At 72.6% G+C, this 12,485-nt stretch carries 11 protein-coding genes and 2 riboswitches; of the genes, 8 read left to right on the plus strand and 3 right to left on the minus strand.

Annotated features, from left to right (window positions below):
- Nucleotides 1-144: 144 nt before the first annotated feature.
- Both trpD and P3G67_RS04765 read left to right on the plus strand, forming a co-directional pair.
- Nucleotides 145-1,209, plus strand: coding sequence for an anthranilate phosphoribosyltransferase (trpD, locus tag P3G67_RS04760; RefSeq protein WP_276092312.1), 1,065 nt, complete (start codon nt 145-147; stop codon nt 1,207-1,209).
- An 81-nt stretch (nt 1,210-1,290) separates the two neighbouring features.
- Nucleotides 1,291-1,407, plus strand: a riboswitch (SAM riboswitch).
- Between the two features lie 138 nt (nt 1,408-1,545).
- A complete protein-coding gene (locus P3G67_RS04765; RefSeq protein WP_269854322.1) occupies nt 1,546-2,910 on the plus strand; it encodes an aminotransferase class V-fold PLP-dependent enzyme in 1,365 nt (454 codons plus the stop codon).
- 4 nt (nt 2,911-2,914) lie between these two features.
- Here the strand turns inward: P3G67_RS04765 and P3G67_RS04770 are convergent, their stop codons facing one another.
- Complete coding sequence (locus tag P3G67_RS04770) at nt 2,915-3,196, minus strand: Lrp/AsnC family transcriptional regulator (RefSeq protein ID WP_269854323.1); 282 nt, start codon at nt 3,194-3,196, stop codon at nt 2,915-2,917.
- 39 nt (nt 3,197-3,235) lie between these two features.
- Nucleotides 3,236-3,931 (minus strand): rhomboid family intramembrane serine protease, encoded by a 696-nt coding sequence (locus P3G67_RS04775; protein ID WP_276092438.1) that lies wholly within the window; start codon nt 3,929-3,931, stop codon nt 3,236-3,238.
- A gap of 297 nt (nt 3,932-4,228) precedes the next feature.
- Between P3G67_RS04775 and P3G67_RS04780 the strand changes: the two genes are divergently transcribed.
- The 6 genes from P3G67_RS04780 (at nt 4,229) to P3G67_RS04805 (ending at nt 11,277) form a co-directional block, all read left to right on the plus strand.
- Nucleotides 4,229-4,483, plus strand: a complete 255-nt coding sequence (locus tag P3G67_RS04780; RefSeq protein ID WP_276092313.1) for a hypothetical protein — start codon at nt 4,229-4,231, stop codon at nt 4,481-4,483.
- A gap of 61 nt (nt 4,484-4,544) precedes the next feature.
- Nucleotides 4,545-5,909, plus strand: coding sequence for an NYN domain-containing protein (locus tag P3G67_RS04785; RefSeq protein ID WP_391858198.1), 1,365 nt, complete (start codon nt 4,545-4,547; stop codon nt 5,907-5,909).
- A 382-nt stretch (nt 5,910-6,291) separates the two neighbouring features.
- Nucleotides 6,292-6,444: riboswitch (cyclic di-AMP (ydaO/yuaA leader) on the plus strand.
- A 10-nt stretch (nt 6,445-6,454) separates the two neighbouring features.
- The gene (locus P3G67_RS04790) at nt 6,455-7,480 is read left to right on the plus strand and encodes a C40 family peptidase (RefSeq protein ID WP_276092314.1); all 1,026 of its coding nucleotides are present in this window, start codon (nt 6,455-6,457) and stop codon (nt 7,478-7,480) included.
- A 262-nt stretch (nt 7,481-7,742) separates the two neighbouring features.
- The gene (locus P3G67_RS04795) at nt 7,743-8,825 is read left to right on the plus strand and encodes a C40 family peptidase (protein WP_276092315.1); all 1,083 of its coding nucleotides are present in this window, start codon (nt 7,743-7,745) and stop codon (nt 8,823-8,825) included.
- A gap of 86 nt (nt 8,826-8,911) precedes the next feature.
- Nucleotides 8,912-10,135, plus strand: a complete 1,224-nt coding sequence (locus P3G67_RS04800) for a hypothetical protein (protein WP_276092316.1) — start codon at nt 8,912-8,914, stop codon at nt 10,133-10,135.
- The gene (locus P3G67_RS04805; RefSeq protein ID WP_276092317.1) at nt 10,132-11,277 is read left to right on the plus strand and encodes a M48 family metalloprotease; all 1,146 of its coding nucleotides are present in this window, start codon (nt 10,132-10,134) and stop codon (nt 11,275-11,277) included. The genes P3G67_RS04800 and P3G67_RS04805 overlap by 4 nt, the downstream gene beginning before the upstream one ends.
- Here P3G67_RS04805 and P3G67_RS04810 read toward each other — a convergent pair.
- Nucleotides 11,265-12,338, minus strand: coding sequence for a mannosyltransferase family protein (locus P3G67_RS04810; RefSeq protein WP_276092318.1), 1,074 nt, complete (start codon nt 12,336-12,338; stop codon nt 11,265-11,267). The two genes, P3G67_RS04805 and P3G67_RS04810, sit on opposite strands and share 13 nt — an antisense overlap.
- Nucleotides 12,339-12,485 lie beyond the last annotated feature (147 nt).

Raw genomic sequence — 12,485 nt, forward strand, 5'->3', positions numbered from 1 at the left:
GGGCCGGGGTCCTGGCGTTTCCCGGCACGTCCCGGGGTGTCCGCAGTGCGGGCGCGGTGCCCGTGCGGCCTCGGCACGCCGATAGGCTCAGGGGTGCCGGGAACGTACCGGAAGCCAGAGCGTCGACCGCCAGGAGCGTGGACCATGAACGCCCAGACCTCAGCCGGAGGCGAGACCGTGGCGGCGCGCAGCTGGCCGGACGTGCTGAGCGACCTGCTGGCCGGCCGGGACCTGTCCTCGGACGACACCGCGTGGGCGATGGACCGGATCATGAGCGGCGAGGCGAGCGACGCCCAGATCGCCGGGTTCGCGGTGGCACTACGTGCCAAGGGCGAGACGGTCGACGAGGTGTCCGGGATCGTCCGGACGATGTACGAGCACGCCAGGCTCATCGAGGTGCCGGGCCCCTCGGTGGACATCGTCGGCACCGGCGGGGACCGGGCCAAGACGGTCAACATCTCGACCATGTCGGCGATCGTGGTGGCCGGTACGGGGGCGAAGGTGGTCAAGCACGGCAACCGTTCCGCCTCCTCCGCCAGCGGGGCCTCCGACGTGCTGGAGCGGCTCGGCGTCAATCTGGAGCTGTCGCCGCAGCGGGTGGCCGAGGTCGCGCAGGAGGCGGGCATCACGTTCTGCTTCGCCGTGAAGTTCCATCCCGCGCTGCGCCATGTGGCCCGTGCCAGGCGGGAGTTGGGCATCCCGACGGCCTTCAACTTCCTCGGTCCGCTGACCAATCCGGCCCGGGTACGGGCCCAGGCGACCGGTGTCGCCGACGCGCGCATGGCGCCGATCCTGGCGGGCGTGCTGGCCGACCGGGGCTCCTCCGCGCTGGTCTTCCGCGGCGACGACGGGCTCGACGAGCTCACCACCACCGCGACCTCGCAGGTGTGGGTGGTACGGGACGGCAAGGTCGACCAGGTCCCGTTCGACCCCCGGGACGTCGGCCTCGACCTCGTTCCGGTCGAGGCGCTGCGGGGCGCGGACCCCGCGTACAACGCGGAGGTCGCGCGGCGTGTGCTGGCGGGTGAGCGGGGTCCCGTCAGGGACGCGGTACTGCTCAACTCCGCCGCGGCCCTCGTCGCCCTCTCGCCGGGCGAGGGTCCCTTGACGGACAGCATCGCCGCGGCCATGCGGCGCGCCGCGCAGTCCATCGACTCGGGCGCCGCCCAGGCCGCCCTCGACCGCTGGGTGGCGGCCAGCAACAGCTAGAGGTCCTCCTGTGGTTCCGCCCCCTGCCTCCTGTGGGAGGGCGGAGCCCCAGGGATCACGTGCTGCTACAATCCTGCCCAAGGTCACGAGCGACAGCGAAAATGCCCCGGCTTGCTGTCCGGCAACCCTCCGTCCGTGGCGGGGTGCCCCGGGTGATGACCAGGCCGTAGGCAGCGAGGTCTACGGCAAGCGCGGACCCTCGCGAATCCAGGGGGTCCTGGTTATCGCGGGAGTTTTTGTGAGCAAGCGAATGCGATAGGGCCTGTCGGCCCCTTTTTCCCATTTCCCCGAGGCTTCTGCCTCGTGCCGCCGCTTGCCCTCCAGGGAGATTTCGCCATGTCCGTGCTCAACTCTGCCGTCGAACAGACAATTTGTGCCCCGCTGCCCGTTCTCGGGCGTGATGTACTCGTTCCCCTGGTGACCGGGGGCGAGGTCACCTATGCCGCACTGGATTACGCGGCCAGCGCTCCCGCGTTGCAGCGGGTATGGGACGACGTGGCCGGATACGCGCCGTACTACGGCAGCGTGCACCGGGGCGCGGGATATCTGTCCCAGTTGTCCACCGACCTTTTTGAGCAAAGCCGGACAACCGTCGCGGAGTTCCTCGGCTGCCGCCCGGATGACCAGCTCGTCTTCACCCGCTCCACCACCGACTCGCTCAACCTGCTCGCGGCCGTACTGCCGCCCGGCACCCGGGTGTTCGTCTTCGAGACCGAGCACCACGCCTCGCTGCTGCCCTGGCGCGACGGCGAGGTCACGTACCTCAACGCCCCCCGCACCCCGCGCGAGGCGGTCGACACCCTGGAGCGGGCGCTCGCCGACCGCGCCCCGTACGGCCCTGCCCTGGTCTGTGTGACCGGCGCCTCCAACGTCACCGGTGAACTGTGGCCGGTACGCGAACTGGCCGCCGCCGCGCACGCGCACGGCGCCCGTATCGTGCTGGACGCCGCACAGCTCGCCCCCCACCACCCGGTGGACATCGCCGGGTTGGACGTGGACTACGTCGCGTTCTCCGGGCACAAGCTCTACGCGCCGTTCGGCGCCGGGGTGTTGGCCGGGCGCGCCGACTGGTTGCAGGCCGCCGAGCCGTACCTGGCGGGCGGCGGTGCCAGCAGGAGGGTCGCCCGGCGCGCCGACGGCGCGGTGGACGTCGAATGGCACAGTACGGCCGCCCGGCACGAGGCCGGTTCGCCGAACGTGATCGGGGTGTACGCCATCGCCTCCGCCTGCCGGGCGCTGACCGAGGCCGGGTTCGGTGCGCTGGTCGCCCGCGAGCAGGCGCTGGTCTCCCGGGTGCTGTCCGGGCTGGCGGAGATCCCGCAGGTCAAGGTGCTCTCGCTGTTCGGCGAGCAGGCCCCGCGGGTGGGCGTGATCTCGTTCGTGGTGGAGGGCTGGAACAGCTCGCACTTCGCCGCCGCACTCTCCGCGGAGTACGGCATCGGAGTCCGCGACGGGCTGTTCTGCGCGCACCCCCTGGTGCGTACGCTGCTCGGCGGTGAGCCGGACGCGGTGGGGGAGTGTGGTGCGCCGGAGGCGGAGCCGGGCGAGCGCTCGCTCAACGCCATCCGGGTCAGCTTCGGCGCCGGTACCCCCGACGAGCACGTGGAGCGTTTCCTCGGCGCGGTGGCGGAACTGGTCAGGGACGGTGCGAAGTGGAACTACCGCACCGAGGACGGCCGTTGCGTGCCGGACCGCGGCTGACCGGTCAGCCCTCCAGGCCGATGGCGAACGCCGCCTCCAGGTCGTGCTGGGAGTAGGTGCGGAACGCCACGTGGGTGTCGGTGGCGGCGACGCCGGGGATCTTGCTGATCCGGCCCGGGATGACGTCCGCGAGGTCGTCGTGCCGGGCCACCCGCACCATCGCCACCAGGTCGTAGGTGCCGGTCACCGAGTAGACCTCGCTCACGTGCTCCAACGCGGCGATCGACTCGGCGATCTCGGGGATACGGTCGACGTCGGTCTTGATGAGCACGATCGCGGTGATCACGGCTGACTGTCTCCTCGGGTCGCGGCCTGTGCGGTCAGCTTAGGGGCTGTGCGGCGGATCCTGGACGCGGCGGTGGCCCCCGGCGCCCGACCCCCGGAACCGGAACCACACCCACGTACACAGGAACCCGAACGCGAACCCGATTACGTGGGCGAGGTAGGCGACCCCGGGACCGTGCTGCGGAATCCGGGTCGACAGCCACTGGAGCGCGAACCAGAAACCCAGCACCAGCCAGGCGGGAAAGCGCAGCGGCAGCCCCATCAGGAACGGGAAGAGGCTGGTCACCCGGGCCTTCGGGTACAGGTAGAGATAGCCGCCGAGCACCCCCGCGATGGCCCCGGAGGCGCCCACCAGCGTCTGCGCGGAACGGGCGTGGCCGAGCGCGTAGCCGAACGTGGCCAGGTACCCGGCCGCCAGATAGAACAGGGCGTACCGCCAGCGCCCCATCCGCCGCTCCACTCCGGCGCCGAAGACCGCCAGGAACAGCATGTTGCCCAGCAGGTGCGGCCAGCCGCCGTGCACGAACAGCGCGGTCAGCACCGACAGTATCGGCACCTTCACCCGCCCCGGTGGTACGTGGCAGCCGGGCGGCAGCCCCAGGGTGGCGGTGTGCAGCGGGCCGTGCCACAGCTCGCTGGGGATCACCCCCCAGCGGTCGAAGTACAGCGCCTGCGCGCACAGCTGCGCCTGCCCGGAGCCGTACGCGGGGTCCAGGCCGGAGATCGGGCCGATCATGAAGACCACCACGCACAGTCCGATGACCGTGTAGGTGACCACCGGCAGCGGACGCCCCAGCCGGTGTGTGGCCTGGCCCAGGAACTGTGTGACGGGGCGGAGCGCGGGCATAGGCCGATCATGGCGGAACGGGCCTAACGGGCATAGGCCGCCTCGCCGGACCGCCTGCTGTACACCCGCAGCGCGGGCGAGCCGCTAGGCCGTAGGGTTGCCCGCAGCGCAACCGCATTCTTTGAGCCAGGCCGACCTGGCCGTGCCCGTCGTGAGCCCGGCCAAGAGCTGAGAAGAGGACGACAGATGCCGGTGCCACTGCCGACGGCCAGCACCAGATGGCGCTGCACGCTGTGCGGCAACCTCACCCGGTTCGACGTCACCCGCTCCAGCCGGGTCGTCGAGTACGTCCACCTGGACCTGGCCGGCGAACCGAGGGTGGAGGAGCGCGAGGTGCTCAGCGAGACGGTGGAATCGGTGCGCTGTCGTTGGTGCAACGCCGCCGACCAGGTCGAACTGGTGGACCGCCCGGCCCCCGGCACGGAGCCAGGGCAGGTCTGACCCGCCCCGGGCGGGGACAATGAGGACGTACGACGGGGGTGGATACTGACGGGAGTGACTGGTGGAGCGTACGGGCGGCAATCCGCAGGCGGAACCGGAGGGCGCCGCCGGGTTTGACGAGCCGCTCGACCGGCCGCTGCCCGAAGGGGTGCGCCACCGGGTGGTCTCGATAGCGGCCGAGGCCTTCGGCTCGCTGACCCCGGCGGAACTCCCCGCCCAGCTGCGGCAGTACGCCCGCTTCACCCCCTCCCGCCGTGCCAAGTTCGCCGGGAACGCGCTGGCCGCCGCCCTGGAGACCGACCCGGTGTTCCGGCAGCGCATCGCCGGACGGCTGCGTGAGGGCCAGCCGGAACTGGCCGCCGCGCTGGAGGCGGGCACCCCGCCGCCCGCCGCCGATCCGATCGACGTCGCGGCGGCCGCCTATCTGCTGCGTCCCGCGGGCTGGCCCAAACTCGTCGCCGCCGCGGGCGAGGAAGCCCAGCGTGCCCACGCCGACCAGGTCGGCGCGGAGACCGCACGCGAGCTACAGCAGGTCAAGGCGGAGCTGGCCCGGCTGCGCGGGGCCACCCAGACCGAGGTGCAGGCCGCCCGCGCCGAGCTGGAGACGGCCCGCAGGGAGGCCGAAGCGCTGCAACGCAAGCTGCGCAGCGTCACCAGCGACCTGCGCCGCGGCCAGGCCGCTCTGCGCAAGGCCGAGACCGAGGCCGCGCAGGCCCGCGCCGCGGCCGCCGCGGAACTGGCCGCCGCCGAGGGCGAGACCCGCAGGCTGCGGGCCCGGCTGACCGAGGCCGAGTCCGCGCTGGAGGCCAGTCGGCGGGCGGTGCGCGAGGGGCGCAGCGTGGAGGACATGCGGCTGCGCCTGCTGCTGGACACCGTGCTGGACGCCGCCCAGGGAATCCGCCGCGAACTGGCGCTGCCGCCGGTCTTCGGGCGGCCGGCGGACACCGTGGAGGCGGTGGCGCCCGGTGCGATCAACCCCAGGGACGTGGCCCGGCGCGCGCTGTCCGAGGACGATCCGGCCCTGCTCGACCAGTTGCTGGCGCTGCCCCAGGCACATGTGGTGGTGGACGGCTACAACGTCACCAAGACCGGTTATCCGACGCTGCCGTTGGAGAAGCAGCGGCTGCGCCTGCTGGGCGGCCTCGCCGTGCTCGCCGCGCAGACCGGTGCCGAGGTCACCTGTGTCTTCGACGGGGCCGAGCTGGCGGCGCCGGTGCTGCTGGCGCCACCGCGCGGGGTGCGGGTGCTGTTCAGCAAACCCGGTGAGACCGCCGACGAGTTGATCCGGCGGCTGGTACGGGCCGAGCCCCCGGGCCGCCCGGTGGTGGTGGTCTCCGCGGACCGTGAGGTGGCCGACGGGGTGGCCAGGGCCGGAGCGCGGCCGGTGTCCTCCACGCTGCTGCTGCGCAGACTCGCCCGCGGCTGACCGGGCGGGCGGACCCGCGCGAATTTCCCGGACTCGCCAATTGCGCCGGGGAAGTCCGTTTTTGGGGCTTGCGCTATTCAAGGCGGCTTTTCTGTGGGCCGGTTGGATGGTGTGCCGACGGCCCGGCGCATTTTTGTGGCGCACATCACAGAAAGTCGGTACGGCCGGTTTCCGGTGCAATGTCCCTAGACGTTGGGTCAATTGGCGGTCACCGGCGGTGCGGTGTCCGTAAAGAACTCGTCTACTGGCCAACTTTTTTCCCGTGAGGATTTGAACGGATCACAACCTGGTTACTAGGGTCAGGCCTCGAACCTCCGCGCAGTCGATCATCCAGCCCGGATGGCAGTGGGGGTTACCGCCGAGTTCGACGCGCCGGTACGTATGACGGGGGATGCCGACGCTCGGAGCCGGGGAACCACCGTTCCCGGGGTGAATCGGGGTCAGGTCGCGTCGACCAGGACGCGGTGAGACCTCGTAGGGCTACTTCCGGCCCGAACCCGACAGCTCACCCGGTAGGCGGCCGCAGGAAGAAGGAGCTCGCCTCCGTGGCGTCCCACCGTCGTCCCAAGCCCGCCAGTCGCACCCGCGTGACTCTGCTCACCGCGACCGCCGCGGCAGCCGTCGCCCTCTCCACCCAGGCGGCCAACGCCGACCCGAAGCCGAGTACTTCGGACGTCAAGTCCCAGGTCGACGATCTGAACCAGCAGGCGGAGACGGCCACCCAGCAGTACGACGGCATCAAGGCCCAGCACGACCAGCTCCAGCAGCAGGTCAACGACCTGCAGAACAAGGTGGCCCGGGAGCAGGCCGCGCTGAACAAGCTGGTGGACAACATCGGGGCGCTCGCCGCCTCCCAGTACCGCGACGGCGGCATCGACCCGTCGGTCCAGCTGTTCCTCTCCTCCAACCCCAGCGACTTCCTCGACAAGGCCTCCACACTCGACCAGTTGAGCGGCAAGCAGGCCGACGAGCTCAAGCAGATCGAGCAGCAGAAGCGCGTCCTCGACCAGGAGCGCACCGAGGCCGCCTCCAAGCTCGCGCAGCTGGACAGCGTCCAGACGCAGCTGGAGCAGAAGAAGAAGGACGTCCAGCAGAAGCTGTCCAAGGCGCAGGACCTGCTCAACTCGCTCACCGCGCAGCAGCGCGCCAGCATCGACCAGAGCAACCGGGCCAGCCGTGACACCCAGCGCCCCAACCTCGGCAACTCCCCGGCCGCCTCGCAGCGCGCCGCCGCCGCGCTGGCCGCCGCGGAGGGCGTCATCGGCGCGCCGTACCAGTGGGGCGGCACCGGTCCCAGCACCTTCGACTGCTCCGGCCTGACCTCCTGGGCCTACGCGCAGGCGGGCGTTTCCATACCCCGCACCACCTGGGACCAGGCCAACATCGGCCCGCACCTGAGCATGGACCAGTTGCAGCCCGGCGACCTGGTGCTGTTCTTCGGCGACCTGCACCACGTCGGCCTGTACGCGGGCAACGGCATGGTGCTGCACGCCCCGCACACCGGTGCCAGCGTGCGGTTCGAGTCGATCAACGACATGCCGTTCCAGTTCGGCGTCCGGGTCGGCGGCTGACCGGCACCTCGCCAAGGCAACACCGAAGGGCCCCGTTCATCCGAGCGGGGCCCTTCGCGCACCCGGATCACCTCCACGGGTGGCCGCGGGCCGCGCGGCGAAAGTGCGCCGGACGGGTGACATGAAGTGTCGCGCCGAGCCCCTACGGGGCCGGTGACCTGCGAATCCGACGCGGCGTCAATTTTCGGTGGGCACCGGTGTTTTGAACCGACTGTGACGGCGACGCTACTGTCTGCCCGGCACAGAAGGAGGTGCGGCCCCCATGGCGATCCATCGCCGTCCTACGCGGCCGGGTCTGGCGCGGGCCACCCGGTTCACGGTGCTCTCCGCGGCCGCCATGGCCGCGGCGGTGTCCGCCACCGCTCCGGCGGGCGCCGCGCCGCAGGACAGCCCCGACGAGGTGAAGTCGCGGGTGGACGGGCTGTACCAGCAGGCGGAGCAGGCCACCGAGAAGTACGACGCCGCCCAGGAGCGGGCCGCCCGGTTGCGCGGCGAGTTGGAGAACCTGCGCAGCGAACTCGCCCGCGGCCAGGACGCGGTCAACCGGATGCGGGACGCGCTCGGCAAGGTCGCGGGCGCCCAGTACCGGGACGGCGGCGTCGATCCGGCGCTGGCCCTGCTGCTCTCCTCCGACCCCGGCGACTACCTCGACCGGGCCGCCACGTTGGACCGCGTCGACAGCCGCCGGGCCGAGCAACTGCGCGCGTTGCAGGACGCCCAGCGGATCCTCGCCCAGGAGCACGACCAGGCCGCCACCAAGCTCGCCGAACTGGACCGGCTGCGCCGCACCCTGGAGGAGCACAAGAAGACCGTGCAGGGCAAGCTGGCCGAGGCGCAACGGCTGCTCGCCGCGCTGCCCGCCACCCAGCGGGACGCGATCGGCTTCGGACCCGCCGCGGACAACCGCACCGGCAGCCCGGGACCGGATTCCACTTCGGGTTCCGCTTCCGGTTCCGCTCCGGACGGGGTGGCGGCCCTTGCGGACCTCGGGCCGCTGGACGGCCGGGCCTCCGAGGCGGTCGCCGCGGCCAGGGCCGCCATCGGCTCGCCGTACGCCTGGGGCAGCTCCGGACCGGGCGCCTTCGACTGCTCGGGGCTGATGTACTGGGCCTACCAGCACGCGGGCATGACCCTGCCGCGCACCTCCCAGGAGCAGCTTTCCGCGGGACACCACGTCCCGCTGTCCCAGGCCCGCCCCGGCGACCTGGTCATCTACCGCAGCGACGCCAGCCACGTGGGCATGTACGTGGGCGGCGGCAAGGTCATCCACGCCCCCTATCCGGGCGCGCGGGTCCGCTACGACCCGGTCAACATGATGCCGGTGGCGGCCGTCGTCCGGCCCTGACGGGCCGCTCCCGCCGGGTCGGCGGCGGTCAGGGGCGCCGGTGCGGGCCCGTGATGCTCCGGTTGCGCCGACCGTAGGATCGAGGCGTGCCGTCGCGGTGGATGTGGTTCCGGCTGGCTGCCGCCCTGGTGGCCCTGGCCGTGCTGGCCGGTTGCGGCGCCGGGGGGAGCCCGACGGACGTCGACCGGGCCGTACGGACGGTGCTCGACGCACGGGCGCGCGCCGTACTGCGGCACGACGAGGCGGCGTTCCTCGCGAGCGTCGACCCCACGGCCACCGGGTTCCGGGACTCGCAGCGCCAGGTGTTCGGCAACCTGGTCAAGCTGCCGGTCGGCTCCTGGTCGTACCGCCTCCAACGCACCGACGCCTTCCCGCTCACCAGTGAGTCGGACGCCCAACGGCGGGTCGCCGCACAGGTGGAGCTGGAGTACACGCTGCGCGGCTACGACACCGCGCCGGTCTCCTCGGTGGCGTATCTGACGATGACCGAACGCGGCGGCCACTGGTACGTGGCCGCGCAGACCGACGGCGAACCCGCGGGCCGGCACACCACCGTCCAGCCCTGGGACCAGGGCAGCCTCACCGTGGTCGCCGGGCGGCGCAGCCTGGTCCTCGGCCAGGGCGGCGCACAGCGGCTCACCGGGTACGCGGACCTCGCCGACGCCGCCGTGCCCGTCGTCCAGAACGCCTGGCGGGGCGAGTGGCCGGGCAGGGCGATCGTCGAAGTACCGCCCACCGAAGCCGACATGGCCGCCCTGCTGGGTGCCCAGCCGTCGGCGTACCAGGGGATCGCCGCGGTGACCACCGCCGAACTGCACGGCAACGGCAGCGCACCCGCCGACCGGGTCATCGTCAACCCGCAGGCCTTCTCCGGACTGAGCCCGCTGGGCCGACGCGTCGTGCTCACCCACGAGTTGACCCATGTGGCCACCCGCACCGCGACCACCCCGAACACCCCGCTGTGGCTGACCGAGGGCTTCGCCGAGTGGGTGGGCAACACCGGTACCGGCCAGCCCGTACAGCAGGTGGCCGCCGAGCTGCGGGCCGACGTGCGGGCCGGACGGCAGCCGCGACAACTGCCGTCCAACGCGGACTTCGGCAGTGCCAACCGCGGCCTGCCGCAGGCCTACGAGGGCGCCTGGCTGGCCTGCCGGATGGTCGCCGAGCAGTGGGGGAGCGGCGCGCTGGTGCGGCTGTACCGGGCGGCGGGCCGCGAGTCCGCCGACGCCGCGCTGCGCGGCACGCTGGGCGTGGGCCTGGACCAGTTCACCGCCCGCTGGCAGACCTATGTGGCAAGGGAGTTGGGATGAGCGGCGAGCAGCCGGGCTTCTCCGCCGAGCAGATCGCCCGCGGTCGCGCGCTGCGCCGGGCGCAGTGGCCACCGCTGCTCGCCGGGCGAGTGGTGTCGCTGGCGTTGCTGCTGGTGCTCGGGCTGACACCGGTCGGCGCGGCCCTGGTGACGGCGGTGGCACGGCCGTTCGGCGGCGCCTGGAGCGCCCGGGTGCTGCTCGGCGGACTCGCGCTGCTGCTCGCCTCGGAGGCGGTGGAGCTGCCGTTCGCCGCCCGGGTACGGGTGGTGCGCCAGCGGTTCGGCCTGGTGACCCAGGGCTGGCCGGGCTGGGCCGCCGACCGGGCGCGCGGGCTGCTGATCGGCGCACCGCTGGCCCTGGCCGGGTTGTTCGGGGTCTACGCGCTGGCGGGGGCCACCCGATGGTGGTGGGCCTGGGCCGCGGGGGCAGCGGCCCTTGCGGCGGTGGTGCTGTCGTGGCTGGCGCCGGTGCTGCTGGAGCCGGTGTTCAACCGGTTCACGCCGATGGAACCCGGGCCGCTGCGCGAAGCGCTGCTGGCCCTGGCCGCCCGCGACCGGATCGCCGTGCGCGAGGTGCTGGTCGCCGACGCCTCCCGGCGTACCACCGCGCTCAACGCCTATGTGTCCGGCTTCGGCCGGACGCGTCGCATCGTCGTCTACGACACGCTGCTGGCCACCGCCCGGCCTCGGGAGGTCGAACTGGTCGCGGCGCATGAACTCGGCCACGTCAAGCACCGGGACGTACCGCGCGGCACACTGCTGGGCGCGCTGGGCGCGGCACTCGGGGTGTGCCTGCTGGCCGTACTGGCGCAGTGGTCACCGCTGTTGGCGGCGGCCGGTGTGCACCGGTTCGCCGACCCTCGGTCGATGGCGCTGCTGGCCGCGTTGGCGGCGCTCGGCTCGGCGCTCGCCGGGCCGTTCGGCTGTGCGCTCACCCGCCGGGTGGAGCGGCGCGCGGACCGGCACGCCCTGCGACTGACCGGGGATCCGGAGGAGTTCATCGCGATGCAGCGCCGGCTGACGGTCGCCAACGTGGCCGACCCGGATCCGCCCAGGGCGCTGCACCTGCTGTTCGGCACCCACCCGACGGCGGTGCAGCGCATCGCCGCCGCACGGGACTACCAGCGGGCTCAGATCGCGTAGATCCAGTTGGTCAGCATGTACGCGCCGAACCAGGTGCCGAACAGCGCGAACACCGCCGCCGCGGGCGCCGCCGAGCGCGCCCCCGCCTTCGCGAACGCCCGGGCCAGCGGCACCAGGGCGAGCATCGCGGGCACCAGCAGCCGCAGCTTGGAGTGGTAGTAGTTGGTCTGCCCCACGGTGAGCGCGAACACCAGCAGCCCGTAGACCGCCAACGGCGGCCACGGCCGCCGCAGCACCGCGGTCACGCTCGCCGCCGCCAGCGCCACCAGCAGCACCGCGGTGATCACCGGAACCCAGTCGTGGCCGCGTTGCAGGGTGTCGGCGAGGAACTGCCAGGTGGCGTACCCCCAGTCCCAGGCGGTGTGCCAGCCCGCCTGCTGTATCACCATCCAGGCGTCCAGTCTGCCGAGCCGCAGCCCCACCCACGCCAGGTACAGCGGTACGCCCAGCAGGCCGACGGCCACCCCGGACACCGCCCGCCAGTCGATCCGCCGCTGCCGCCACATCGGCGGCAGCGCGGCGACCGCCAGCGCCAGCGCCACGGCGGCGCCGGTCGACCTGGCCAGCCCGGCCAGCAGCGCCAGCACGCCCGCCGTCAGCCACGCCCTGCGGTGCGCGGCGAGCAGACAGCACGCCGCCAGCAGCAGGAACAGGCTCTCGCTGTAGCCGATCCACAAGATGATGGCCATCGGCTGGGTGAACACCAGCAGCACCAGGCACAGCGCCACGCGCTCCCCGTACAGCCGCAGCCCCAGCCGGTACACGGCCACCGCCGCGCCCGCCGAGGCCAGCCAGGCGACCGCGAGGGACGCGCTCTGCCCGCTGAGGCCGGTGACCGCCGCCACCACCTTGATCAGCAGCGGGTAGAGCGGGAAGAACGCCAGAGTGTTGCCGGTCAGCTGGCCGTTGGCGTCGTAGCTGAACGAGTGCGGATAGCCCTGCTCGGCGATCGACACGTACCACTCGTTGTCCCACGACGTCAGCGCGGCGTGCAACCAGTCCGGACGGGTGCTCAGCCACCACAGCATCAGCAGTTGCAGCAGCGCCGCGCCCGCCCACACGGCGAGCGCGGGACCGGCCTCACTCAGCAGCCGGCCGGCGGTCCGCGACAGGGGTGCGGAAAGCGCGGTGTCGCTGTCGTTCCTCGCCGGGCGCGGCGCGGAGTGCGCGGGCGCGACAGGGGAGTTCTCGGTGAGGTCCGGCAGCGG

Origin of the sequence: Streptomyces silvisoli (genome assembly GCF_029269905.1) — a bacterium.
Classification (GTDB): Bacteria; Actinomycetota; Actinomycetes; order Streptomycetales; family Streptomycetaceae; genus Streptantibioticus_A; species Streptantibioticus_A silvisoli_A.

Coding starts and splice junctions, on each gene's coding strand:
- P3G67_RS04765 (WP_269854322.1), top strand. CDS start 1,546: ATGTCCGTGCTCAACTCTGCCGTCGAACAGACAATTTGTGCCCCGCTG.
- P3G67_RS04805 (WP_276092317.1), top strand. CDS start 10,132: ATGAGCGGCGAGCAGCCGGGCTTCTCCGCCGAGCAGATCGCCCGCGGT.
- P3G67_RS04775 (WP_276092438.1), bottom strand. CDS start 3,931: ATGATCGGCCCGATCTCCGGCCTGGACCCCGCGTACGGCTCCGGGCAG.
- P3G67_RS04795 (WP_276092315.1), top strand. CDS start 7,743: ATGGCGATCCATCGCCGTCCTACGCGGCCGGGTCTGGCGCGGGCCACC.
- trpD (WP_276092312.1), top strand. CDS start 145: ATGAACGCCCAGACCTCAGCCGGAGGCGAGACCGTGGCGGCGCGCAGC.
- P3G67_RS04780 (WP_276092313.1), top strand. CDS start 4,229: ATGCCGGTGCCACTGCCGACGGCCAGCACCAGATGGCGCTGCACGCTG.